At 44.4% G+C, this 25,407-nt stretch carries 24 protein-coding genes and 1 pseudogene; 9 read left to right on the top strand and 16 right to left on the bottom strand.

Going from position 1 to position 25,407, the window contains the following annotated elements; all coding sequences use genetic code 11:
• The first annotated feature begins 200 nt into the window (after positions 1-200).
• From F955_RS07815 to F955_RS16835, 4 genes are all read left to right on the top strand, one after another.
• Positions 201-995 carry a segregation and condensation protein A gene (locus F955_RS07815; RefSeq protein WP_026056761.1) on the top strand — a complete coding sequence of 265 codons (795 nt, stop codon included), beginning with the start codon at positions 201-203 and terminating at the stop codon, positions 993-995.
• Positions 992-1,582, top strand: coding sequence for an SMC-Scp complex subunit ScpB (scpB, locus tag F955_RS07810; RefSeq protein WP_004893287.1), 591 nt, complete (start codon positions 992-994; stop codon positions 1,580-1,582). Before F955_RS07815 ends, scpB begins: the two co-directional genes overlap by 4 nt.
• Positions 1,583-1,623: 41 nt before the next feature.
• Positions 1,624-2,697 (top strand): 23S rRNA pseudouridine(2605) synthase RluB, encoded by a 1,074-nt coding sequence (rluB, locus tag F955_RS07805; RefSeq protein WP_004811208.1) that lies wholly within the window; start codon positions 1,624-1,626, stop codon positions 2,695-2,697.
• Between the two features lie 108 nt (positions 2,698-2,805).
• Positions 2,806-3,261: a hypothetical protein gene (locus tag F955_RS16835; RefSeq protein ID WP_228127677.1), complete on the top strand. Its 456-nt coding sequence runs from the start codon at positions 2,806-2,808 to the stop codon at positions 3,259-3,261.
• A gap of 35 nt (positions 3,262-3,296) precedes the next feature.
• On the opposite strand, the gene ftn is transcribed toward F955_RS16835, so the two are convergent.
• The 7 genes from ftn to F955_RS07765 form a co-directional block, all read right to left on the bottom strand.
• The gene (gene ftn, locus F955_RS07795) at positions 3,297-3,761 is read right to left on the bottom strand and encodes a heteropolymeric bacterioferritin subunit Ftn (RefSeq protein WP_004811213.1); all 465 of its coding nucleotides are present in this window, start codon (positions 3,759-3,761) and stop codon (positions 3,297-3,299) included.
• A 401-nt stretch (positions 3,762-4,162) separates the two neighbouring features.
• On the bottom strand, positions 4,163-5,137 hold the full coding sequence (gene rlmF, locus F955_RS07790; RefSeq protein WP_004811216.1) for a 23S rRNA (adenine(1618)-N(6))-methyltransferase RlmF: 975 nt from the start codon (positions 5,135-5,137) through the stop codon (positions 4,163-4,165).
• Positions 5,138-5,307: 170 nt separating this feature from the next.
• Complete coding sequence (ligA, locus tag F955_RS07785; protein ID WP_004811218.1) at positions 5,308-7,347, bottom strand: NAD-dependent DNA ligase LigA; 2,040 nt, start codon at positions 7,345-7,347, stop codon at positions 5,308-5,310.
• 94 nt (positions 7,348-7,441) lie between these two features.
• On the bottom strand, positions 7,442-8,428 hold the full coding sequence (locus F955_RS07780; RefSeq protein ID WP_004811220.1) for a cell division protein ZipA C-terminal FtsZ-binding domain-containing protein: 987 nt from the start codon (positions 8,426-8,428) through the stop codon (positions 7,442-7,444).
• 1 nt (position 8,429) lies between these two features.
• Entirely contained in the window at positions 8,430-11,882 is a 3,453-nt protein-coding gene (gene smc, locus F955_RS07775) for a chromosome segregation protein SMC (RefSeq protein ID WP_004811222.1), read from the bottom strand.
• 11 nt (positions 11,883-11,893) lie between these two features.
• Complete coding sequence (locus F955_RS07770) at positions 11,894-12,589, bottom strand: GntR family transcriptional regulator (RefSeq protein WP_004811224.1); 696 nt, start codon at positions 12,587-12,589, stop codon at positions 11,894-11,896.
• A gap of 259 nt (positions 12,590-12,848) precedes the next feature.
• Entirely contained in the window at positions 12,849-13,658 is an 810-nt protein-coding gene (locus F955_RS07765) for a sulfite exporter TauE/SafE family protein (protein WP_004893282.1), read from the bottom strand.
• A gap of 27 nt (positions 13,659-13,685) precedes the next feature.
• Here F955_RS07765 and F955_RS07760 point away from each other — a divergent pair, with 27 nt between their 5' ends.
• A complete protein-coding gene (locus tag F955_RS07760) occupies positions 13,686-14,441 on the top strand; it encodes a biotin--[acetyl-CoA-carboxylase] ligase (protein ID WP_004893281.1) in 756 nt (251 codons plus the stop codon).
• Between the two features lie 10 nt (positions 14,442-14,451).
• The gene (locus F955_RS07755) at positions 14,452-15,198 is read left to right on the top strand and encodes a type III pantothenate kinase (RefSeq protein ID WP_004893280.1); all 747 of its coding nucleotides are present in this window, start codon (positions 14,452-14,454) and stop codon (positions 15,196-15,198) included.
• On the opposite strand, the gene F955_RS07750 is transcribed toward F955_RS07755, so the two are convergent.
• The 3 genes from F955_RS07750 to ffh all read right to left on the bottom strand — a co-directional run bounded on the left by F955_RS07750 (position 15,146) and on the right by ffh (position 18,010).
• A complete protein-coding gene (locus F955_RS07750; RefSeq protein WP_004893279.1) occupies positions 15,146-15,757 on the bottom strand; it encodes an RBBP9/YdeN family alpha/beta hydrolase in 612 nt (203 codons plus the stop codon). The genes F955_RS07755 and F955_RS07750 overlap by 53 nt on opposite strands.
• Positions 15,758-15,894: 137 nt before the next feature.
• Positions 15,895-16,461: an RBBP9/YdeN family alpha/beta hydrolase gene (locus tag F955_RS07745; protein ID WP_004893278.1), complete on the bottom strand. Its 567-nt coding sequence runs from the start codon at positions 16,459-16,461 to the stop codon at positions 15,895-15,897.
• 142 nt (positions 16,462-16,603) lie between these two features.
• Positions 16,604-18,010, bottom strand: a complete 1,407-nt coding sequence (ffh, locus tag F955_RS07740; RefSeq protein ID WP_004893277.1) for a signal recognition particle protein — start codon at positions 18,008-18,010, stop codon at positions 16,604-16,606.
• Between the two features lie 138 nt (positions 18,011-18,148).
• Here ffh and F955_RS07735 point away from each other — a divergent pair, with 138 nt between their 5' ends.
• Positions 18,149-18,958 carry a cytochrome C assembly family protein gene (locus F955_RS07735; protein ID WP_004893275.1) on the top strand — a complete coding sequence of 270 codons (810 nt, stop codon included), beginning with the start codon at positions 18,149-18,151 and terminating at the stop codon, positions 18,956-18,958.
• Positions 18,959-19,024: 66 nt separating this feature from the next.
• On the opposite strand, the pseudogene F955_RS07730 reads toward F955_RS07735, so the two are convergent.
• Positions 19,025-19,789, bottom strand: a pseudogene (locus tag F955_RS07730) (class I SAM-dependent methyltransferase).
• Between the two features lie 210 nt (positions 19,790-19,999).
• Here F955_RS07730 and F955_RS07725 point away from each other — a divergent pair.
• Positions 20,000-20,950 carry a tRNA dihydrouridine synthase gene (locus F955_RS07725; protein ID WP_004893272.1) on the top strand — a complete coding sequence of 317 codons (951 nt, stop codon included), beginning with the start codon at positions 20,000-20,002 and terminating at the stop codon, positions 20,948-20,950.
• Between the two features lie 16 nt (positions 20,951-20,966).
• On the opposite strand, the gene F955_RS07720 is transcribed toward F955_RS07725, so the two are convergent.
• The 4 genes from F955_RS07720 to rpe form a co-directional block, all read right to left on the bottom strand.
• Positions 20,967-21,620: a nuclease-related domain-containing protein gene (locus F955_RS07720; protein WP_004893270.1), complete on the bottom strand. Its 654-nt coding sequence runs from the start codon at positions 21,618-21,620 to the stop codon at positions 20,967-20,969.
• A 37-nt stretch (positions 21,621-21,657) separates the two neighbouring features.
• Positions 21,658-22,140 (bottom strand): methylated-DNA--[protein]-cysteine S-methyltransferase, encoded by a 483-nt coding sequence (locus F955_RS07715; RefSeq protein ID WP_026056795.1) that lies wholly within the window; start codon positions 22,138-22,140, stop codon positions 21,658-21,660.
• 110 nt (positions 22,141-22,250) lie between these two features.
• On the bottom strand, positions 22,251-22,568 hold the full coding sequence (gene sugE, locus F955_RS07710) for a quaternary ammonium compound efflux SMR transporter SugE (protein ID WP_004811247.1): 318 nt from the start codon (positions 22,566-22,568) through the stop codon (positions 22,251-22,253).
• Between the two features lie 643 nt (positions 22,569-23,211).
• Entirely contained in the window at positions 23,212-23,898 is a 687-nt protein-coding gene (gene rpe, locus F955_RS07705; RefSeq protein ID WP_004893268.1) for a ribulose-phosphate 3-epimerase, read from the bottom strand.
• A gap of 173 nt (positions 23,899-24,071) precedes the next feature.
• Between rpe and F955_RS07700 the strand changes: the two genes are divergently transcribed.
• Positions 24,072-24,362, top strand: a complete 291-nt coding sequence (locus F955_RS07700; protein ID WP_004893266.1) for a DUF2218 domain-containing protein — start codon at positions 24,072-24,074, stop codon at positions 24,360-24,362.
• 3 nt (positions 24,363-24,365) lie between these two features.
• Here the strand turns inward: F955_RS07700 and F955_RS07695 are convergent, their stop codons facing one another.
• Complete coding sequence (locus F955_RS07695) at positions 24,366-25,406, bottom strand: M48 family metallopeptidase (protein WP_004893264.1); 1,041 nt, start codon at positions 25,404-25,406, stop codon at positions 24,366-24,368.
• Between the last annotated feature and the right edge of the window lies 1 nt (position 25,407).

Raw genomic sequence — 25,407 nt, 5'->3', positions numbered from 1 at the left:
GCATCCCTGTATTTGAGATGATCAAAAACCGAAGAATAGCCGTAAAAGCTACTGTTTTTTTGTATCTAACTCCATATCCAATTTATTTAGAGGTATTTTTCGAGTACACTAAGATCAACTTTTACATGCTTTTTCTTTCGATGTGAGATCGAAGAATCAGCCTTCATGCCTTTGAAAATTCGCGTGGCCAACAACTGTATATGAATCAAAGCATCCATAATATGATGGAACCTACTCCACACATCCGTGTACTGGATGAATGGCAGGAGACGATTCCTGAGGATCTTTACATTCCTCCTTCAGCGTTTGAAATCCTGTTAGAGCATTTCGAAGGCCCGCTCGACTTTTTAATTTACCTGATCCAAAAAAATGGCTTTGACTTGCTGCAAGTCGACATTGCGCCGATTGCTGCCCAATACTTGTCCTATATGGATGCGATGAAGTCACTCAATATTGAGCTGACCGCAGACTATATGGTAATGGCGGCATTATTAGCGGACCTCAAATCCCGCTTACTTCTTCCAAAACCCAAAAGTATTTCTGCGACGGAACAAGATCCGAAACAGGAATTGATCGATCGTCTGGAAAATTATTTACGCATTAAACAGGCCGCAGAACGTCTGAACAAAATGAGTGTGCTTGAACGTGATACGTTTGAGACCAATGTCAGTCTGGGCGAGTTCATTCAACCGAATGAAGGTCATAACGTCAATCTGCTGCGTGATGCCCTGCTGTGTATCTTTAACCGTCCTGAGCCGGTGATTCATCAGGTGCAACAGGAACCGGTGCTACTTGAAGAACGCATTGCCTACATTGAAAGCTGCCTGGAAACTGGTGAAGTGCTTTCTTTTGCAGATTTACTCAAACCAAACCAGGGCCGGATGGGCATGGTCGTCACCTTCATGGCGGTTCTGGAACTGACACGTCAACAAAAAATTCAGATTATTGCTACAGGCGTTGAAGCCCCGCTCGCAATTCAGGGAGCACCTTTATGACCATTGACCATAGCTCAATCCTTACAGCGGAAGATAGTCTGCATGATGTTCTAATGCAGCTGGAAGCGATTATCTTTGCGAGTGATTCAGCGGTGTCTCTGGCACGTCTAAAAGAAGCTTTTCAGGATCGATATACCAAGCAGGAATTACGTCAGTACCTACAGCAACTGTCTATGCTGATGCATGGCCGCTCAATTGAACTGATTGAAACTGCTCAAGGTTTCCGTTTTCAAGTACGTGCGAAGTATCGTAATATTATTGCTCAGACATGGCCCGAGCGACCAGCGCGCTTGTCTCCTTCATTACTTGAAACTTTGGCCGTAATTGCCTATCACCAGCCGGTGACCCGGGCAGATATAGAACAAATTCGTGGTGTCACAAATAACAGTCAGATTTTGCGTTCGCTGTTTGACTGGAACTGGATTAAAGAATCTGGTTTTCGTGAACTCCCTGGAAGACCTGCGTTGTTAGTGACAACGCCACAATTTTTAAATGCGTTTGGCTTAACCAGTTTAGGCCAATTGCCTCCCCTGCAGGATGCCAAGGAAGCTTTTATGGCCCTCGATTCAAATGCACCGAAGTCATAAATAGGTGAACTGTTGATAATTATTTCTAAGGTTATGCTGTCATGAGTGAAAAATTGCAAAAGGTGCTTGCACGTGTTGGTTTGGGTTCTCGCCGTTATATGGAAGAAGTCATTGCCGCTGGTCGTGTAAGTGTGAATGGGCAAGTTGCCCAAGTGGGTGAGCGTATCGAACCAGGTGATGAGCTTCGCATCGATGGTCGTAAGGTACAATTCCAGATTGAGGACGAAATCCGTCGTCGCGTACTGATTTACTATAAGCCTGAAGGCGAAATCTGTTCACGTAACGATCCTGAACAACGTCCGACTGTATTTGATAACCTGCCTGCGATCCAAGGTGATCGTTGGGTGATGGTTGGTCGTCTGGATATTAACTCCACTGGCCTGTTACTTTTCACAAATGACGGTGAACTGGCGAATCGTCTGATGCACCCTTCCAATGAAATCGAACGTGAATATGCAGTTCGTGTCATGGGTGAGGTAACGCCTGAGCTGAAAAATAACATGCTCAAAGGCGTCGTACTGGATGATGGCCCGGCAAAATTCGAATCATTCTCTGAACTGGGCGGTGACGGTATCAACCGCTGGTATCAGGTGGTGGTGAAAGAAGGACGTAACCGTGAAGTACGTCGTATCTTTGAATCCCAAGGTCTGAAAGTCAGCCGTCTGTTACGTACCCGTTATGGCACAGTAATTCTGCCACGCGAACTGCGTACTGGTCGCTGGATTGAACTGGACAAGCAGGATATCGATAACCTGGCAAAAGCTGTTGAGCTTAAACCACGTCAAGGTACTGGTTTGTACGGCATGGCAAAACGCCGTTCTGAGCGTATGCAGGAAAAACCTATGGCAGCACGTCGTGGTGGTTTCCTGCGTCAGCAGCGCCGTGACAGTGATGAACCGGCAGCGAATACTGGCCGTGAACGTCGTGAAGGTGGTTTTGGCCGTCGTGACAATAATCAAGCCGGCTCACAGTTTGGTCGTCGTGAAAACCAGAATGGTACTCAGTTTGTACGCCGTGACAATCGTCCCGAATCAGGTTTTGGCCGACGTGAAGAACGTGATGAAAACACACCACGTCGTCCTTATGGCGTAAACAAAGGCTTTAACAAGTTCTAAGCCTTTGTTAAGATAAAAACCAGGCAGTTGCCTGGTTTTTTTAGCTCTAAAAATAACAATATGAAAAGATCCTTCTACTGTCAAAGCTCATTGCATCCCTTTCTATTCTTGACTTATATTTTAATAGGTTATCTACTTTTTCAATTCAGCTATTATCTGCGAATCACTGATCAGGACTGGAACTTTAAGCTTGCAATACTAAGTCAGTGGTTCTCGGCTATTTTTTATCAACCTGCTCAATATACTGATCACTACATCAGTATTATCACCTTGACCATAATGATGGCTTATTTGGCACTTTATGGAATCAGCAAGTTCAAGAAACTGGAGATAGACGCAGATCAAATTTATTGGTCTTTGGGTCATATGAAAATCGGTCAAATCTTTCCACTGAATGCCTACACTGAAATTCAGTGCATTTTAATTCCACCGCATAACCCCGACATTCATCTATTTAAACTTAAAACTGGTCAGGAAGAATTTGATATTAACATGAGTGAGTTTTCAGCTGAGGATCAACGAACCATCCAAATGTTATTAAAATCCTTGAAAATTCGATGTTAAAAAAATCCCGCTCAACTGGCGGGATTTTTCAAATCTTACATCTGGGACTGAATATAATTTTGCAGACCAATCAGCTCAATTAAACGTAGTTGCTTTTCAAGCCAGTAAGTATGATCTTCTTCTGTATCTGACATTTGCTGACGTAACATGTCACGCGTCACATAGTCACCCTTCTCTTCACACAGTTTCACGCCTGTTGCCAGTTTTTGACGAACTTCATATTCCAGTTTCAGGTCTGCTTTCAGACAGCTCACCACATCTTCACCGATTTCTACATCATCACGGGTCATGTTCGGTGTACCTTCCAGGAACAGAACACGGCGAATAATTGCGTCCGCATGCTGTGCTTCTTCCTGCATTTCATGATCAATGCGTTCAAAGATTTTAGTCAGGCCCCAATCTTCGTACATACGAGAGTGGATCAGGTATTGGTCGCGAGCAGCCAGTTCGCCACCGATCAACATATTCAAATAATCTACGACTTCTGGATTACCACGCATTTTTATAACTCCCTACCTTTATGGACTTATTATGGAGAAAATCTTCTGGATTTGCAAAATAAAATTTACGTAAATATATGATTTTTAAATAATTAAAATGAGAAGTACTTTCATTTACAGTTTTAGTTGAATAAATTCCCATTTATAAAACAATATCTTGCACTCAGTACTCAGCTTAGATGAACAAGATCAAAGTACTTTTATAATGTATTGTTTTTTGTAACTAGATTCAAAATCATTGTGGCCTATATTCATTGAACTGCATGCGTATCAAATCAGAAACGCTGAGTGTATCGGCATCAAGTTATCATATAAGCAAAATTGAGCTTGTTCATTGGTATAAACAAGCCAAATCTTCGTCATGCACCGACAAGCTCACTCATCCTCAGATGAAAATAAGCTTAAGCTGAAGTCCAACGTGCATTTCTCCATGCTTGTTGTTGCTTTGAATCTAAAAAAGTCCAAGCGACAAAACGACTTTCTTTTTGCCCCTGCGTCATTTTAATGATTTTCACATCCCCTGCTCCGCTCTTACGCAACGCATTTAAAAGCACAGGCAATGTGGTTTTCTTAGAAACGAGTGTGCTAAACCAAAGACATTGCTCAGCAAACTGTATGCTCTCTTGTACCATTTGGCAGACAAAGCGTTCTTCACCACCGTCACACCAGAGTTCATTTTTTTGACCACCAAAGTTTAACACCACCTTTGTCCGATCAACCGGCTTGCCGAGTTTTCTTAATTTTTGCGTTGCTGTGGCATCTGCTTTATCTTGCGAGGCATGAAATGGCGGGTTACACATCGTCAAATCAAAACGGTCTGTAGGTTTAATCAGACCTTTGAAAATATTGTTTGAGTTCTTCTGCAATCGAATCTGAATCCCTTTACGTAGATTTGGATTCGCCTCGACAATAAATTGAGCACTTTTAACGGATGCAGAATGAATGTCTGAGCCGACAAATTTCCAACCATAGCTACGATGACCAATGATTGGATAAATACAGTTCGCACCAACCCCAATATCTAAGACTTGAACTGCAGGTCCTGTTGGAATCTGACCTTGATGATTGGCACTCAACAAGTCAGCCAGATAGTGGATATAGTCGGCTCTACCCGGAATAGGCGGACAAAGAAAATCTTGAGGAATATCCCAATATTGAATGCCATAAAAATGTTTCAGCAATGCTTTATTGAGAATTTTCACAGCGTGTGGATCAGAAAAATCGACTGAAAGATCATTATATTTATTTAGGCTAACAAAAGGTGCAAGTTCCGGACAAGTCTTCATTAACTGAGGGAAATCGTAACGACTGCGATGCAGATTTCGTATATGTAATTCCGATTTTTGTTGCGGAAAAGTTTTCTTTGCTTGCGCCATGTGTATGCCAATCATCAACGGGAGAACAGAATCATCTGATGAGACAGGCTCAATACCTGTCAATAGATCGATATTGTACGTGAATTCAGTTCATCATGACGAGCCCGACCCAATCAAGCCATTAAAAAAGACATCCTCGGATGTCTTTTTTAATTCCTGCTTAAGATCGATTAAGCAGGAAGTTGACCATGCTCTTTCATTAAGGTAATAAACTGTTCTTCATTTAATACTGGCACGCCAAGCTTTTCTGCCTTATCCAGCTTCGAACCAGCTTTCTCACCTGCAACCACACATTTGGTTTTACTCGATACACTGCCACTCACACGTGCGCCTAAGGCTTGCAGCAATTGAGTTGCTTCATCACGCCCCATGGAACTTAAAGTTCCAGTTACCACCCAGCTTTCGCCATTCAAAGGCTGACGTGTTGGCGCAATTGGTGCATCCCAGTGAATACCCGCTGCCAATAGACGATCCAGTACTTCCAGATTATGCGGTGCCTGGAAGAAATCCAGAATCCATTCAGCCGTAATATCACCGACATCTGGGGTTTTCTTTAACGCATCAAGATCAGCACGACGTAAAGCATCCAGCGTCTGGAAAGTATTGGCCAGCATACGTGCTGTGGTCTCACCGACACCACGAATACCTAATGCATAAATGAAAGCAGCCAATGTCGTTTTCTTACTGTTCTCGATAGAATCAATCAAGTTCTGAACAGATTTCTCGCCCATTTTTTCAATCTGTAGCAGCTGATCACGATGTTCATGCAGGTGATAGATATCGGCCACATCTTTCAGCAGGTTCAGGTGTAATAGAGATTCTACCCAACGATCGCCCAAGCCTTCGATATCCATCGCCTTACGTGACACAAAGTGACGGATGGTTTCAATACGCTGTGCTGCACAATACAACTCACCTGAACAGCGTGCAAGTGCTTCACCTTCTGGCATCACTACAGGGGAACCACACACCGGACAGTTTTCTGGCAGATGTACTTCAACTGCGTCAACCGGACGGAATTCTGGCCAGACTTTTTCAACTTTAGGAATGACGTCCCCACTACGGTAAACGCTGACCGTATCCCCGATCCGGACATCCAGACGATGAATTTCCCCAATGTTATGCAAGGTCACATTGGAAACTGTTACGCCACCAACTGCGACAGGATTCAAGCGTGCGACAGGGGTCAAAGTCCCGGTACGCCCCACCTGCCAGTCAATATTTTCAACTGTCGTCAGTGCTGCAACCGCAGGAAATTTATAAGCCGTTGCCCAGCGTGGTTCACGACTTAAAAAACCCAATTGCTTTTGCTGTTTCAGGTCATTGACCTTGATCACCATGCCATCAATTTCAACACTGAGATTTGGACGTTCCTCAATGATCTGCTCATAGACTTGCTGTACGTCTTCAATGCTATCGCAGATAAAATGACGCTCACCCACGGCGAAACCGAAGTGCTGTAGCCATTCCAGACTGGCTGACATCGTGGTCTGTCCATGATGCGGCACACACTGCGCAATACCATAGGCATAGAATGCGAGTGGACGTGAAGAAGCAATATTTGGGTCCAGCTGACGTAAACTACCTGCGGCGGCATTGCGTGGATTGGCAAAAGTCTTTTCACCTTTGGCCAGGTTCGCCGCATTCAGCTTTTCAAAACCGGATTTCGGCATCAAGACTTCACCGCGTACTTCCAGCAGGTCAGGCACCTTACAGTGACCTTCACATAATAATTTTGGCAGGTTGCGGATAGTTTTTACATTCTGGGTAATGTCTTCCCCAGTTTCACCATCGCCACGCGTTACACCACGTACCAATACGCCATGTTCATACCACAGGGAAATCGCCAGACCGTCAAATTTCAGCTCGACATCATATTCAATTTTCTGGTTCGGCAAGCGTTCTTCAATACGGCGGGCAAAGGCAAATAAATCTTCTTTATTAAATACATTGCCTAAAGACAGCATCGGTACGGCATGCGTTACAGTCATGAATTTTGCTAAAGGCTGACCACCGACACGGTTAGTCGGTGTATCCGGCTGCACCAATGCTGGATATTGTTCTTCAAGGGCTTTGAGCTGATGAAAAAGCTGATCATATTCACTGTCCTCAATCATCGGCTGATCCATTACATAATAGGCATGATTATGTTTGGCAATCAGTTGAATCAGCTGGCGCATTTGCGCAACGACAGTGGTTTCCTGGGTCATAGTTTCACCATAAAAAAGGGCGGAAAACCCGCCCTGTATATTCTTCAGTTTTGGCTATTATAAAAATCGAAATGTCCGGTTTCAATACAGAAACTTAGACTTCTGCTGGCTGTCCCGCACGGTAATCGATGGCCTGATGACGCCAGAACTCACGCAGCTGCGGTGTAAACTCCTGCTGGTTCTGATCATAGACAATACCGTCTACTTCACGGGCAATCAGACGTGAAATGCTGTCCATGGTGTCAAAAGCATTTTGTACATCGCTGTGCGGCAGTGCCAGGAAGAATGCCAGACCTTTCACTTCTTCAGTTGACAAAGTTTCCAGATCAAAACCTTCCATACCCGTATCCGTGATCTGCAATACCGAGAATAGCAGCTTAGAACCATCTTCGCTGTAGCGATGGAAACAAGCCAGCTCACCATAGCGCAGGCCGTATTTCAGCAGAACTTTTAGCGTTTTTTCACCAGACAATACACGGCCTTGTGGAATGACACTCAGCGAAATAATCATTTCTGCATTCGCCAATGCACACTCATCATCCACGACTTTCTGTTCATGCAGATGCGCATCAAGAATACTGCTTTCATCTTCAAAGTCTGAAATTTCAGCTTTTTCAATATTACTGTTCAGGCTAAATTCAACAGGTTTGACTTCCTCTGTAGCAGCATTTTCGGCCTTAGCTTCCTCAGCAGATGATTCTTTTACTTCAGCTTTTGTAACTTCTACTTCAGCCTCTTGAACGATTGGCGTATCCAGCGGGCTTGCAGATTCTGCTACAGGTTTGGCTGTTTCCGTCAATGTCGGCTCTACTTTTGCTGTTTCTTTTGGTTCTGTTGCAGGTGCTGTGCTTTCAACAGTTTCCGCATTCAGGCTCGGTTCAACACGTTGCGCCTCTGCCTCCTGTGCTGACAGCTGGGCACGTACATGACGCGGAATAACCGGTGTCTGACTGTCCGGATCAATATGTAATTCCGAATCCAATGATGGTGCTGCATCAGCAGGTTTTTTCATGATCATTCGAATGCCCAAGAGCATAATCACGACTGCTACAACAATCCCGAGAATAGTAGTGATTTCCATTTTATGCCTCCGCAGCTAAGCCGTATTCTTTTGCCTGTTCCAAATTCACTGTAACCAGTTTTGATGTGCCCGGTTCAGGCATGGTCACACCCAAGAGGTCTGTTGCCATCATCATTGCAAGCTTATTATGTGTGATGTAAATAAATTGCACTTGTTCTGAAAGCTCTTTGACTAAATTACAAAAACGCCCCACGTTCGCATCGTCCAATGGTGCATCGACTTCATCGAGCACACAGAATGGCGCCGGATTGAGACGGAAAATCGCAAACACCAGAGCCAATGCTGTTAATGCTTTTTCGCCACCAGACAATAAAGCCAATGAACTGTTACGCTTACCCGGTGGTCGTGCCATCAGTTTTACACCTGATTGCCATCCGTCTTCAAGACTTAAGCTCGCTTCACCGCCATTAAATACTTTCGGGAACAGGTTTTGCAATTCGGCATTGACCTGATCAAAAGTATGCATAAACAGCTTGCGCGTTTCCTGATCGATGCTCTTCATGGCTGCCTGCAACTGCTCGACGGTATTTTCCAGATCCTGAATCTGATGGCTCAGCTCATTATAGCGTTTTGAGACCTCTTCATATTCTTCAGATGCTGCAAGATTCACCGCTCCGAGCTTGTCGAACTGCGATTGGGCTTTTTCCAGCTTGGCCTGATGTACTTTGACTTCGATATTCAGACCATTAATGACTTCACTATTCAATTCTTTTAGCTGCTCAGAATAGTGTTGCAGATCAGATTTAGCTGCTTGCCAAGCCAGGCGTTTCTGTTCCAGTGCATTCCGCAGCTTTTCATCCTGCTGCTGGAACTGATGACGCTTTTCAGTGAGCTGCTGTTGTTTATTTTGTACCTGATTCAGTTCGACCTGCCATTCCGACCAGGTTTTTTGCAGTTTCCCTGTCAATTCCACCTGCTCGTTAAACTGGCTTTCCAGATGCGGCAGTTCTAACTGTACCGGATCAATAAATTTCTTGGCCTGTTCAATCTGTTGGAGAATTTGTTGATACTGCTCTTTCAGGAATACTCGGTCTTTTTGTAGCAATTCGACTTGCTGTTTGGACTGAACCGATTGACGACGGGTAATTTCCAGTTCCTGCTGAGCATTGTGGGTTTGCTGCTGGCAATCTTCCAGTTGCGTAGTCAGTTCATCCAGCTGGAATTGCAAGGTCTTATAATTCGGTAAAGCCTGTTCCAGTTTTAGATTTAATGCATGCAGATCAATTTCCAGATCATCTTTTTGCATTGCATCTTCTTCAAGCTGTTCATCCAGCTGCTGGAGCTGGTTCTGCAACTGCTGTTTCTGCACAGCAAAAGCCTGAGCAGTGCTTTGTACTTTGGCAATATTTAAATCCAGCTGTTGCAGCTGCTTCTGTGCCTGTTGCTGCTGGCTGGTGACCTGCTGTAGCTGAATTTGCAGCGCTGTGAGCTGTTCTTTTGCTTCAGCCAGATGCTGTTCAGCTTGGCAGGATTGCTCTTCCAGCTTAGCTAGTTGTAGTTCAATTTCATCCAGACGAATCCGGTGGCTCAGTGCGCCTTGACCTGCCTGACTGGCTTCATCAAACTCTAGTCCAATCACCCAGTCTGGACCGACATGATAAGCATCTAAACTAAGGATGGATTGACCCGACTGCAATTGGTCTTGTAGTTGTAGCGCTTGCTGTAGGGTTTCCACTACGGCGACCTGCTGCCATAAAGAATACTGTGGTTTTTCAATCCAGTCCGCCAGAGATTGGACATTTGCTAGCTGGATTTTAGCAGGCGATTGCTGTGCTTTCAGTTGACGTGCTGTATTTTCCAGAAAATGATCTGAATCCGAAAGTACCTGAGCAGACAGCCATTTTGCCAGGAATTTTTCGATCAGGCTGGCATGGGCTTTGCCCTGCTCATTCAGTTTTAGCACATGCATCAGTTGCACGGTATCCGCTTTAGCTGCCGGATTAGCTTTCGTCAGAAGTTGGGAAAGGTTTTTCTTTTCTGCATTCAATACTTGCAATTCAGATTTCAACTGCATCTGTTGTTGCTGTTGTTCGCTATGTGCCTGTTTAACCTGTTCCATCTGCTGGCTCAGCTCAGCATAATGGCTTTCTAGGCGAATCAGCTGTTGTTCAGTATCAGCTTTCTCCCGCTGATACTGTTCCAGCTCATCTTGCTGTGCTTGATTCTGAATCTGGGCGGACTGTTGCTGCAAGGTTTCTTTCTGCTGCTCGATACGAACGATATTTTTAGCTAGTTGCTCGCTTTGTGCCAGCATCTGCATCTTGCGCTGCTGTTGCTGTTCGACTTGAGTTTTAATCTGAGCAAATTGGGTCGCGACTGAAGCCTGTTGAGATTTCAGTTCCTGCAAACCTTGTTGCTGATCCTGACTTAAACCTTCCTGTTGTTGTAACTGTGTAGTTTGATCTTCTAGTTGCTCTTGTAGGGTATCCAGTTGTAATTCAATCAACTGTAAACGTTCTTTGGTTTGAGCTTTCTGTTGTTCTAGTTGCACCAGACTGGTTGAGTTTTGCTCCAGCAGAGACTGTTTCTGCTTCAGGTTTATTTCCAGTTCAGCCAGCTTTTTCTCAGCCTGTTGCCATTCATTTTGTAATGGGGTGGACTGCTGGATCAAACGCTGGAACAGCTCACTGGTTGTCCCCAGATCGTGCTCAACCGTGGTCAGTTCAGAACGTACTAACTTGAAGCTGTCACCTAGCGTGTTCATCTCAACGGTATATTCTTCCTGCAAGCGCTGGCTTTGCTCGCACTGGAATGACAGGATTTCAACTTTCAGGGTACGGATCTGCCCTTCGAGTTCTTTATATTGAATTGCAGTTTCGGACTGGCGTTTTAAGGTTTTGAGTTGGGACTTGAGTTCGGAAGCAATATCTTCTAAGCGAGACAGATTCTGGGTGGTATGTTCCAGATGCTGCATGGTTTCGCGACGGCGGGCCTGATAGCGCGATACGCCCGCTGCTTCTTCGATATAAACCCGCATTTCTTCAGGCTTGGCATCGACCAGACGGTTAATCATGCCCTGTTCAATAATGGCGTAGGAACGTGGTCCCAGACCGGTACCCAGGAAAATATCAGTGATGTCACGACGGCGGCATTTGGTACCATTCAGGAAATATTCAGACTTGCCATCCCGGTTGACCTGACGGCGTACGGCCAGCTCGTTATAGGCATTATACGCACCGCCAAGTTTTCCGTAGGTATTTTCAAAGCGTAGCTCTACACTCGCCACACCCACTGGCTTACGCTTCGCAGTTCCGGTAAAAATGACGTCCTGCATGCTGCCGCCACGTAACTGGCGCGCACTCGATTCCCCCATCACCCAGCGAATTGCATCAATGACGTTGGACTTGCCACAACCATTGGGCCCCACAACGGCAGTCCGGTTATCTTTAAAGTGTAAAGTTGTACTATCGGCAAAAGATTTGAAGCCTGAAAGTTTTAAACTGCTTAAACGCATAATGTCCTGATTTAACGGCGCGAGCGTCTCGCCCACGCAAGTTCAATTTGTTTCATCCGTGTTAGTGATTCCAACACAAGGTTGCGCAAGTGTCGACAAAAATCTTCCATAAATAAAGTGGCCTGATGTGATTTTCGGCTCAGAATTGCATCAGTTACCAGCTTAAACAGATCAAAAGATTCCTGTAGCTCGCGCTTGGAAATATTCAGGGTTAAAAAGTAACTGCGCCGCAGTGAAGGCAGTAGCTCATGGTAGTAACGCATCAGATAGGGATTGCCAACCATGTCCTGCTGCTGCGCCAAGCCCTGAAAGATCAAATCATAAAACTTTTCGGTGTGACCTTGACGGGTTTCCGCTTCTAATTGTTCTAATAATAGCTGAACACGCTCTGCCTCATGCGGGCGCCAGGTTTCAGCCATACGGTGTACGATCTGACCTAGCAGAAGACAGCACATTTCAAACAGGGCACGAACTTGCAGTGCAGACATTTCCGAGACAATGGCACCGCGGCGCGGGTAGATTTCGATGAGCTGGGTGCGTTCCAGCAATAATAATGCTTCGCGTACAGAACCACGACTGACATCAAGTTCTGATGCAATTCTCAGTTCCTGGATCCGCTCACCTTCCACAAGCTCACCACGAATAATCTGTTCACTGATATGCCTGGCGATCTGCTCAGACAAGCTGTTTGCTTTTTCCTCGTGCATGGCCATCCTGTCTTTATTTTTATTGATGCAGTTCTTGTCATGCTGAATGACTTTTCATTTATTTAACCTATTTTATTAAAGGAATGCTTTGACATTGTCAGACAATATTCTGTCTATGCAGCCAACCAGCCTCTATATAAACCAGTTTAGCGGTTGTTTATTCTGTTTTTATTCTCTTTATCAGCATAAACATATTGATCAAATAGAAAAAGAGAGTACTTAAACTCTCTTTTCTGAAATCTGCATTAAAGAAATTACCTTACAGAAAGGCACTGACACCCTGATAAATAAAATAGCTACCGACAACGCTTAATAAGGCCGCAAAACATTTCTTCAACATGACCGGTGACAATAGATGTGCCACTTTTGCCCCCACTTTGGCAGTAAAAAAACTCATGATACTGATGCCGATAAAAGCATATATATGAATATAGCCAATGGTATTCGGTACCGTAACATCCGACTGCTTACCAAACCACATAAATCCGAGTGCGCCAGCAATCGCTATGGGGAGTCCACATGCAGCTGAAGTCGCTACGGCTTTTTGCATCACTACGCCACAACGGTTTAAAAATGGCACTGTCAGACTGCCGCCGCCAATTCCAAAGATTGCAGAGGCAATACCAATTCCAGCCCCAGTCGCCATTTGTTTTGGCGTAGAAGGTAGTGTGCTTGCTGGATCAATCTTGACATTGGCACGGCTAAACATTCGTAAAGCTACCCATACTGCAAAGAAACCGATCAGAAGCTGCAGGCCTTGACCCGGTAAATAGTCTGCAATGCCTGCACCGAGGAAAGACCCAATCACCAAACCAGGTGCCAGATTGCGGAAAACGGGCCAAAGTACTGCACCTTTGAGATGATGTGCCATGACCGAACTGATTGAGGTCACAATAATCGTCGCCAAAGAGGTTCCCACTGCCATGTGCATGATGACACTTGGATCGTACTGGAGCTGGGTAAATACAATGTACAGAATCGGCACAACAATCAGGCCACCACCCACTCCAAACAGGCCTGCGGTGAAACCAGCAATTGCACCAATCAACAAATATATGATTAACTCCATAACGACATTTACCACGTTTAAATTCAGATGGATATAGAAACTCGCGAACTGCAACAACTGCTTAAAGATGCAGGACAACTGCCTGAAGTCCTGTTGCTGAAACCCGTCACCACTTCGACCAATGATGATGTCCGGGATCTCGCTCAAAAAGGCATTCGACAGGTATTGGTCAGCAGTCGTGCCCAAACTCAGGGCCGAGGCCAGCGTCAACGCCAATGGATTTCTCCGGAAGGCAATATCTATTTAAGCACATTGCTGAATACAGAGATACCGATTGATGGTCGTCTCGCGCTTGAAGTTGCACTCAATATTCTGCAAATGCCTGGCTTGCAAAAGCTTGATCTGCAAGTGAAATGGCCAAATGATTTATATAGTCAGAATGCCAAATGGGGCGGCATTCTGGTAGAGCCGATCTCTACCCATCAGGCAGTGGTCGGTGTGGGAATTAACCTGGCCCCGATTGAAGCAGAACAATTGGATCAGCCGATCACTTCCCTTTCTGAACTGGGCCTGGCTACAGTGATACGCAACCAGCTGATTGCTGAACTCTATCAGGCCATTCAACAGGCGGGTCAATGGTTTAATCATGGCAGCCACAATCTGGCGGCCCGCTTTAATCATTATGCCGCTTTTATTCAGCAACAGGTGGAATTTACTGACCTACAAGGACAATATGCCGGTATCTTTGCCGGTATTCAGGAAGATGGCGCGGTGCAGATTGAGACTGAATCTGGTATTCAGACCTTTTATCAAGGGCAATTACGTTTAAAGACTGGTAGCTAAGGCAAGATCAATGAAAAAATTATGGCTGGATATTGGCAATACACGTCTTAAATACTGGATCACGGAACAAGATCGTATCATTGAACATGCGGCTGAAATGCATCTACAGTCTCCAGCGGATTTACTGCTGGGTCTGATTCAGCATTTTATGGGATCAGGCTTGCATCAGGTGGGAATCTCTTCTGTACTAGATAAGCAAAATAATGAACGTATCCTGAAAATTCTAAAACGCCTGAATATTCCAGTGATCTTTGCCAAAGTTCATGCTGAATATGCAGGCCTGATCTGTGGTTATGATGATCCGGCTCAACTCGGAATTGACCGTTGGTTACAGGTGTTGGCAGTTGCAACATCGAATACACAAAACTATTGCGTCATTAGCTGTGGTACCGCTCTCACCATTGACTTGGCTCAAGGGCAAAAACATCTGGGGGGTTTTATCCTGCCAAACTTACATCTACAGCGAGATGCCCTGATTCAGAATACCAAAGGCATTAAAATTCCAGATGCTGCGTTTGAAGAGCTGAGCCCGGGACGCAATACCATTGATGCCGTACATCACGGTATTCTGCTCGGTCTACTCAGCACCATTGAAAAGGTATTAAGTGACTTCCCTGCCCAGCTGATTCTTACAGGTGGTGATGCGCCACTGTTTGCACAGCATTTACAATCCTTCCAGCCCGTGATTGAACCCGACCTGTTACTTAAAGGCCTGCAGCATTTTGCAGCTCATTTAGACCATACAGCCGGTGGATAACTTCCAGTAGCTGTGGGAAATCCGCATAACCATCAGTTTTTTCAAAATGTCCGGCCTGCAAGACTTCAAAAATCTGAGTATTGAGAAGTCGATGGGCCAGACTTAAAGACATGGCAGTGGGTACATGTGGATCATTGTTAGAAATGTACATAACCCCGTATTTATAGCTTTTAGAAAGTGTTTTGAAATCCAGTTTTACACTGCGCACTAGATCATTCAGTTCTGACCACATCACCAGCGGCTGATCAAAACCTGCCACCATCACTACCCCACGAATAGCTTTACGGTGAGTCAGATAGTGCTGTTCTACGAATTTCAGCACACTCAGGCAGCTCAACCCGTGTGCTACCAGAATGGTATCGGCATCCATTTGCGGGATCTGCACTGCCAGACTTTGTTGCCAATCTTGCATTTTCGGTTCTAATGGATTGGCTAACATGATGCGCTTAGCATCAATACCAAGTTTCTTGACCTGTCGACTTAACCACGGATACCAATGGTCATTAGAGGTCGACTGATAGTCATGAATGATATAAACGTTTCCTGATTTATTTGTCATAGCTGTATACTTATACTAATTGTTAAAATAATGATGCTACCGGCTCATTGTTTTAACATGTTTTACAAAGCTTTCAAGCAAATTTCCAGACCACTAGCACCCATTTTGTAAAGTTTAATCTTTCAGCCTCGAAACGCTTATTGGCGTATAAGATTTGGTTCAATACTTTGCCAGACTTCAGGCAGTTCAGTGCAGCCTTGCGAGTCAATAAAATGACCAAAATGCTGAGCCTTAATCACTTGTGCATCCAGACTTTCTGCCTGCTCCAGACTAAATTTTGGTGCTACCCGATCATCACCTTCAGAGTAGATGACCACTCGTTCCTGAATCTGCTGCTTCAATAAATCAAAGTCAATTTGGGCAGCATCAATAAATGGATTAACCTCTTCCAGACGTCCGAGTCGACCATTAAAACCAGCGATGAGTACGAGTTGCTTGATCTTCTGTTGTTTCAATTTATGAGATAAATAATGCAAAGCTGCAATAGTTCCTAAGCTGTGAGCGATAAAGATACTGTTCTCATCGACGCTTTCTATCTGCTCCTGCATCTGCTTTTGCCAGGTTTCCAGCCGAGGTGTGGTAGAGGGATCAAGTCGTAAAACTTTTAGGCTTACATGTTCTTCCTTAGCTTTTTGCTGAATCCAGGGATACCAGTTTTCATCTGGACCAGCCGTATAGCCGTGTACCACAATCACTTGCGTCATTTTATTACTCCTGTATTTGCATTTTTTAAAGAGTCTGCCTCAGCTAACGACAGGATTGGGTAAGTAAATGTATGCTTTGATTAAACTGTATATCTTAAAAAGCAAAAAAGGCGCATGAAGCACCTTTTTTTAAACAAAGAACTTATTTCTTGTCGTTGCCGCCGAACAGTGGACCCATGCCACCACCGCCGCCAAACTGTTTCTGCAAGCCGCCGAGTGACTTCATCATTTTTGCCATACCTGATGGATTGGCAAATTTCTTCATCATTTTCGCCATCTGGGCATGCTGCTTGATCAGTTTATTCACTTCAGCAACATCCATACCACAGCCTGCTGCAATACGCTTCTTACGGCTTGGGTTCATCAAGTCAGGGTTACGACGCTCTTTAACAGTCATAGACTGGATGATCGCTTCCATTTTCTTGATTTGTTTTTCAGGGTTGGCTTGAGCAATTGCATCCTGAAGGCCAGCACTGCTCATTCCTGGAAGTTTATCCAGAAAGCCCATCATGCCACCCATCTTGTTCATTTGCTCAAACTGCATCAGCATATCTTCAAAGTTGAAGCTGCCGCCTTTTTGCAGTTTTTTCGCCATTTTCTCGGCTTTTTCTTTGTCGATTTTGCGTTCAACTTCTTCGACCAGAGAAAGCACGTCACCCATACCAAGAATACGCTGTGCCACACGTTCCGGATGGAATGGCTCAAGCGCATCCAGCTTTTCACCCATCCCCAGGAACTTGATTGGCTTGCCGGTAATGGCACGAACAGAAAGTGCTGCACCACCCCGAGCATCACCATCAGTCTTGGTCAGGATTACACCAGTCAAAGGTAGAGCATCGTTGAAGGCTTTTGCAGTATTTGCCGCATCCTGACCAGTCATGGCATCGACCACGAACAGGGTTTCAGTTGGGCTAATCGCAGCGTGCAACTCTTTGATCTCATCCATCATGTCATCATCGACATGCAGACGGCCTGCGGTATCGACAATCAGGACATCAGCAAACTGGATTTTTGCTTGTTCGATGGCACGGTTGGCAATATCAATTGGACGTTCATTGGCATTCGATTCAAGGAAAATCGCACCTACTTCACCCGCAACCGTTTGTAGCTGCTTGATCGCTGCTGGACGGTATACGTCGGCAGACACCATCGCGACTTTTTTCTTTTGACGTTCTTGTAAGAAACGTGCAAGTTTTGCAGCAGTCGTGGTTTTACCCGCACCCTGCAAACCAGCAAGTAGCACAACCACAGGTGGTTTTGCTGCCAGGTCGAGGCTCTCGTTCGCCGCACCCATCATCTTGGTTAATTCGTCATAGACAATCTTGACGAAGGCCTGGCCTGGAGATAACTGAGTCATCACTTCCTGGCCCAATGCTTCTTCCTTAACTTTCGCGATAAATTCACGAGTTACAGGTAACGCAACGTCGGCTTCAAGAAGTGCCATACGTACTTCACGTAACGTATCTTTAATATTGTCTTCGGTTAGCTGCCCTGAGCCAGTAACATTTCTTAAACTCTGCGTGAGTCGTTCTGTTAAGGTATCAAACATTGCAAAATCCGCTTAAAATAGCCGTGAGCAAAAAATTGTTTCTTAAAATAGAAAATTTATGCATAGAATGCTATAGGATACTGTAGTTCGCATCGAATTTATATAAATGAATATTCATCACCCTTAAAAAGGTTAGACATGGTTAGCCTCCCTCTGGTTTATACAATTTTGGCATTAGTCGCCTATACCGCATCTTTCTGGTATTTGTTTGTTCATTTAATGTCGAAACGTATTCCAAATCAGTGGTTTGTTGGTATCACGGCCGCTCTTGGTCTGGTATTACATGGCATGGTTCTTTATGGTGACATGCACACCCCGATGGGGATAAATTATGATGTTTTTGTTCTGGTTTCGTTTACTTCCGGACTGATGCTTTTACTGAGTCTGGCTTATAGTACCTATCGCCCTATTTTGCCATTGAATCTGATTGGTATTCCGGTTGCAGCGACTGGCCTGATTTTAGGCTTTGCTTTTACCCCACAAGCCAAAATCATTGTGCAGAACTCGCTTGGTCTTGATATTCATATTATCCTGTCATTATCTGCCTATGCAGTGCTGCTGATGGCCACCATTCAGGCGGTGATTCTGCGTTTTCAGGACCGTGAACTCAAGAAAAAACAGAAACGCCGGGTCTGGGTCAATTTGTTACCATCGTATCAGGATATGGAATCATTGCTGTTTGATATGCTGATGACCGGTTTTGTCCTACTGACTATTGCCTTAGGTTTCGGCTTCTTTACCATTGATGATTTCTTCGCCCAACACCTCGCACATAAAACAGCATTTAGTATTATTTCCTGGCTGGTCTATGGCGCTTTACTGATTGGTCACTGGAAATTTGGCTGGCGTGGACAAAAAGCGGTTCGTTTTACTTTAATCGGTTTTGGTTTGCTGGCTGTAGGTTTTATCGGTTCCAAGTTTGTGCTGGAAATGTTGTTGAATAAGTAAGTTTAAGATTTTTTTAAAATTAATATTTTCATAAGCCCAACTACTGGGCTTTTTATTTGCCAAAACTTAATCTGGATTTACTCTGCCTACCCGTACCGACAGGGGCCAGCGGATGACTCTGGGCAATTCCGGATCTTCCCATTCGGATAACATGGTATCTGCCAGTATATTGAGTGGGTTATGTCCCAAAGCTTTAGTGGCTACTTTAACAGCTGACCAGGTACTCATATAACCAATCAGCTAGTAAAAGTTCCATTCAACTTGCAGCACAGGGGACGAAATTGAAATTTCTTGGAATGGAAATGCCAGATTTTGATAACCTTCATCTACATGATGACGTTCTGGTGGCCAGTATGATGCAAGTGTCACTTCATAAAAATGCCTGAAATAATGATTCAAATGCTCCTCATCAACATTAAAAACACCATAAGTAATCAAAGCCAGAATGGCATTTGGTTTCGCAATACGTTGGACTTCTGCATAAAACTTGTCCAGGTCCAGCCAATGTGCAGCTTGCGCTACCGAAATCAGATCAACACTCTGATCAACCAGAGGAATATTTTCTGCTGCAGCTTGAAGATACTGTATTTTTGGATGAGACTTGGCTTGGGCAAGCTGTTCAGCACTGCCATCAATTGCAATCACTTGATCGAAGTAATTTGCCAAGACCTCTGAAAACTGCCCTGAACCACAATCAACGTCTAGAGCCAGTTGTATATCAGGTGACAGCTCTGACAATATCTTGCCCAACATGTCTGGATAATGTGGACGAAATAAAGCGTAGTCTTGTGACTGCTGGGAGAAATAATCCTTGAAATGAGGCTGTTCCATACTGCCATCCTGAAGATTTATTATTCTTTTCAATATAGCCATCAATATGTAAAACTCTATTATTTTATTGTGCTGAAGACAGTCGTTCTATCGATATGTACTAAATCCATTCTCACGCTCCCTCCCTTTATAAGCATGAAATTTAAACTGCCTGGACATTCAGGCGAAAAAGCCGTATAACACCGTTTTTCAAATTCACAGGTGAACACGTTGAAACTTGTTCTTGCACCCATGGAAGGCTTAACGGACCCGATTATGCGCGATGTACTGACATCCGTCGGAAGCTTTGACTGGTGTGTGACCGAGTTTATTCGTGTCACAGATTCGCTGCTGCCGGACCATGTTTACTATAATTATTGCCCTGAACTCCTAAATGAAGGTAAAACTGCAGCCGGTACACCGGTACATGTACAGTTCTTGGGGAATAATCCGGAAATGCTGGCAGCCAACGCAGTCAAAGTTGCTGCTATGGGGGCACCCGCAATTGATATGAATTTTGGCTGTCCGGCTAAAACCGTCAACCGTCATCGTGGCGGTTCAGTGCTGCTGGATGAGCCAGAAGTCGTGTATGAGCTGGTGAAAGCAGTGCGTGATGCGGTTCCTGCACATATTCCGGTATCTGCAAAAATGCGGCTTGGCTATATGGACCGTAACTTTATGCTGGAAAATGCCCATGCCATTGAAGATGCTGGTGCTGCCTGGGTAACAGTGCATGCACGGACTAAAGCGGATGGCTATACCCCCCCTGCATTCTGGGACCAGCTGCAACCGATTCGTGAAGCTTTAAAGATTAATGTCATTGCTAATGGTGAAATCTGGACAAATGCGGATGCCAAGCAATGTCAGCTGGAATCTGGATGTGAAGATCTGATGATTGGACGCGGTGCAGTAACGACGCCTGATTTGACTCAATGTATCCGTAAAAATAGTGATGATCCACTCATTAGCTGGAACGAACTGCTTGGTCTGCAAATTCGTTTTCTGAATGGTTCCTATAAAAAAGAAATGAATATGGTCGGTCGTTATAAGCAGTGGCTCGGCATGATGTCCAAGCATTATCCTGAAGCGAAGTCGCTGTGGGATGAAGTAAAACGGGTAAAACCGCTGGAAGAAATTACTGAAAAGCTCAAAGCTGCTCAGCATTCAGCTAAAAATCCCTGAACTTTTCAGGGATTTTTTATTTAACTTGCTTACGCTGCTTTAAGCCTTCTATATGTTGACGATTGGTCTGCCTGGATTTCTCCAGCATAGCCTTCTCCAGATGCAGCTGAATCCGATTGAGTTTGGTTTCAGAAATTACCGGCTCCTGAAAGCTTTTCACGTAATCCGTCCAGCTGGCATTACGAAAAACATTTGCTGGCATCGCGGTCTTAAACTCAGCTTCTGGCATAAACACCACCAGTGAATGGATATGTTCTGGACTTAAAACGTCTGTCAGAACCTGTTCCAGCACTTTGACGTGTTTATAATTCTGATGCAGCGGATTCTGGAATTTATAACTCTGTTTATAAAGTTTTTGAGTCCACATTTTTTGACGTTCACCACCAAAAATCCAGCCTTTATAGTTCTTGGTTTCAATCACAAATAGCCCAAATGGGCTTAACAGTAAATGATCAATCTGGGTAGTAGCCCCTTGCCCATCCTCAAAGGTCAGGTCATTCATCAAAATATAATGCGGCTGTTTAAGATAGCGTTTAGCATGCACAACAACGGTAAACTCACCGAATTTCCCTTTGAGATATGGTTTAAATAGCTTGAATAAAGCTGCTAAGGAAAATAAAAGAAACAGCCACCAGAAATTTTCAATCACTGGAGCAAAAAATGGATTCATTTTGTCAGGTCAGATTTTTATTAGGATAGAATATATCTTACTTATTTCGTTCAATATTTAACAGGATTTCCTTGCGCTCCAGTCCACCTGCAAAACCCACCAAAGCGCCATTGGCACCAATCACACGATGGCATGGAGCAATAATCGAAATCGGATTACGACCGTTGGCAGCCCCCACGGCACGAACCGCTTTCGGATTACCAATTTCCAGGGCAATATCACGATAGGTTCGAGTTTCTCCATAAGGAATATTCAGCAAGGCCTGCCAGACACTTTTCTGAAATGGTGTACCAGCAAAATCGAGTGGCACATCAAAACAGCTACGTTGACCAGCAAAATATTGTTCCAACTGTACTTTAGTCGCAACCAGAACAGGATGCTCAGGATCTTCCATTAAAGTTGCCAGCTTTACCCGGTTCGGCGTTTCACAATCCCAGAGCACCGCAACCAGTGCCTCAGTACTGGCGACCAATCGCAATTGCCCTACAGGTGAATCCATATAGATATAGCTTAAGTTCATGTCTTCACCCTGTTGGATTGCCATAGAAAGATTATTTTAACGCAATGATCAATATAAGGCTGATATAAATAAATACTGAAACATTTACATTAGGGTACACCCTATAAACTTTAAGAAGATGAGAGTTTCATCAAAACCAGACCGGAAATAATCAAGACAGCTGCTAGCATGCGCATGGCAGTCGCAGGTTCTCCCAAAATAAAAATCCCAATCAGGAAAGAACCAACTGCACCAATTCCGGTCCAGATGGTATAGGCGGTGCCTAAAGGTAGCGTACGCATAGCGTAAGCCAGCAGTGCAAAACTTAGAAACATGAAAAAGATAGTAATAATGCTGGGGGTCAGTTTGCTGAAGCCTTCCGATAGCTTCATTGAGTAGGCCCACACTACCTCAAAAAGACCTGCCAGTATGAGTAAAAACCAGGCCATATACCCTCCTTCATGAATTAAGAAATCAGGCCGTCCTGACGATTTTTCCTGAGTAAAAGCAATATTTTACATCAAGGGAGGTCGTTCCTCCTAAAACTGTGAGATTGTATAAAATTACTTGCAAAAATATAGTGCAGATTACAAAAATTGACCGTATGAGATGTAACTTAACTCAGCTTAACTCAAGCACCCAAGACAGCCCTCGAAAAAATCGCTACTTTAGATACACAGTTAAGAATAAAACAGAGTTCTCAGTCACTTTAAAAATGACAACAAGGTGCTCAGCACTGCTCCAAAACAAGAAGTTTATCCCCATCAAATAATTAAGTTATGCACATGAATTAAATTTAAAATTGTTCGGAGAAGTTACACAATGAAACACGAATTTAAAATAAGTTGATCACTTTTTATGAAGCTTGATTTGTAAGCGCTGATGAATAAAACACCAGAATTTGTAAGCCTTTCAAAATAGAAAAAGGACCCAAATTGAGTTCTTTTTATACATATTTTGTATAATGCTTAAACAACCAAGCTACAATTGATTACAATTTATGCTGGATATCCATAGGGTTACCCACATAGATATCCATATACTTATCCATAAAGTTATCCACAGTCTGCTGTGAATAACATAAAATTCCGATCAGACAGTGACTTGTCCTACTTTCGCCAGTTCTGCACACATTTCATCAATCACAGCTTTATAATCCGGTTTACCGAAGATCGCTGAACCTGCCACAAACATATCCGCACCCGCTTCTGCAATTTCGCGGATATTGGCTGGTCCTACACCACCATCTACTTCTAGACGGATATCACGACCAGAAGCATCAATGATCTTGCGTGCCTGACGTAATTTATCCAAAGTCATCGGAATAAATTTCTGACCACCAAAGCCCGGGTTTACACTCATCAACAGGATCTGATCCACTTTATCCAGTACATAATCAAGGTAATGCAAAGGTGTTGCCGGATTAAATACCAGACCCGCCTGAGCACCGCCAGATTTAATCAGCTGCAAAGAACGGTCAACGTGATCAGAAGCTTCCGGATGAAAAGTAATAATGTCCGCACCGGCTTCAAGGAAATCACCAATCATGCGATCGACCGGTTTGACCATAAGATGCACATCAATCGGTGCCTTAATGCCATATTTTTTCAATGCCTTACACACACCTGCCCCAAAAGTCAGGTTTGGCACATAGTGGTTGTCCATGACATCAAAATGAACAACATCAGCACCTGCTGCCAGTACATTTTCAACTTCTTCACCTAAGCGGGCAAAGTCAGCAGACAAAATAGAAGGTGCAATTAAATACGGCTTGGACATGGAAGAACCTGGCTGAATATGAGATGAATACCGCATTATAACAAATTGTATTTGCGCCTGCGTCTGTTCGCCTGAATAATCGCATCCGCTTAACAAATTGTTATAGGACAAGACTTGCCGGTTATGGATGCTCCCGCCTATGATGAATACCTCTCAACAAGATCATTCAAACCATGCAAGAAAGTTATGCTGATATTCCGACCTTACAAGCTCAACGTATTGCCTTACGGTTAATGAAACATTGGCAACACAAATTTGAAGTGGCCTCGACTGAACAGAATATTCAAATTCACATGCCGAATGCGATGGTGGAAATGATACCTACGGATCAGCATTTACGGGTACAGATTCGGGCACAGCAGGAAGATGTCGACCTGCCGCGACTACAGCAGGTGGTCATTGAGCATCTCGAACGGATGGGTCAGGAGCCTTTACAGGCAGAATGGCAAATTCAGCAACTCTAAGCCTCAGGGCTGTCGTAGTGTATGTTCTGCCTCAAATGCTTTTACCGCCTTAATCCGCTCTTGTGTTGCAGGATGGCTACTAAAGAAATCCCATACTGAGCTTTCGGCCTCCTTATCTTCCCCACTGTCTTTAGCCAAGCGTTCTAGGAAGTTGGCAAAATGAATGGTAGGGATATGCTGAGCCTGCATCGCATTTAAAGCATAGTCATCTGCTTCAGCCTCAAAATTACGCGAATAGCTGGCGCCGACCATGGCCACCGGTAAATTGGTAAGCAGGTCTGAACCATCACCGGTAATCATGATTAAAATTACGCTAAACCCTAAACTGGAAAGTGCCTGTTGCAGGCTATGCCGCTGTACCAGATGGCCCTGTTCATGTGCCAACACCCCCATAATTTCCCGATCATCCTGAGCCAGTGCGACCAGTTCATCAGTCAGGATAATGGTATTGTTTGGAATCGCCAGTGCATTGGCACCGATTGCTCCACCTTGACGGAACACCACTTTCGCCGGCTGATCTCCTGCAACCAGTTGTTGATATTGAGCTACTATCGTCTGCTGACGTGCCTTAGGCAGTTTAGTGTCTTCAGTCATCTTCAGGACATAGCTTTCTGCTTCATCGCCCATACGCGTCAAAGTGTTGGCAGGCAGATGATGAGCCACATGATAGGAAGCTGCTGGAATGCCCCATTTAATTGTCGCAAAACCCAGTGCCAGTACAAATGCCACACTAAACAGAATTAAAGCCGGGGTGCGTTCCAGTTTCCAGATCGAGTGCTGTAATCCCTTACGCTGTAAATTAAACCATTCTGGCAGCTCAGAAGAAAACTCCAGGCGGGCATCATCTTGGAGTTCAATCACTGGCTGAATTTTTCCAAGTGCTCCAATCAGCTGCATGTCTGCATACAGATAACGCCGCTGCTGTGCATAAGCTTCGCCATAACGAATCAGTACCGACTGATCATCAATCCGGGACACCTGCGCCGGTTGCGGTTTTGAGATAATGCCATCATAGAAAATGACGTCAGTGACCTGAGTAGACATA

It is taken from the genome of Acinetobacter schindleri CIP 107287 (assembly GCF_000368625.1).
In the GTDB taxonomy this organism is placed as follows: domain Bacteria; phylum Pseudomonadota; class Gammaproteobacteria; order Pseudomonadales; family Moraxellaceae; genus Acinetobacter; species Acinetobacter schindleri.
This window is presented reverse-complemented; position numbering and strand designations above follow the sequence as displayed.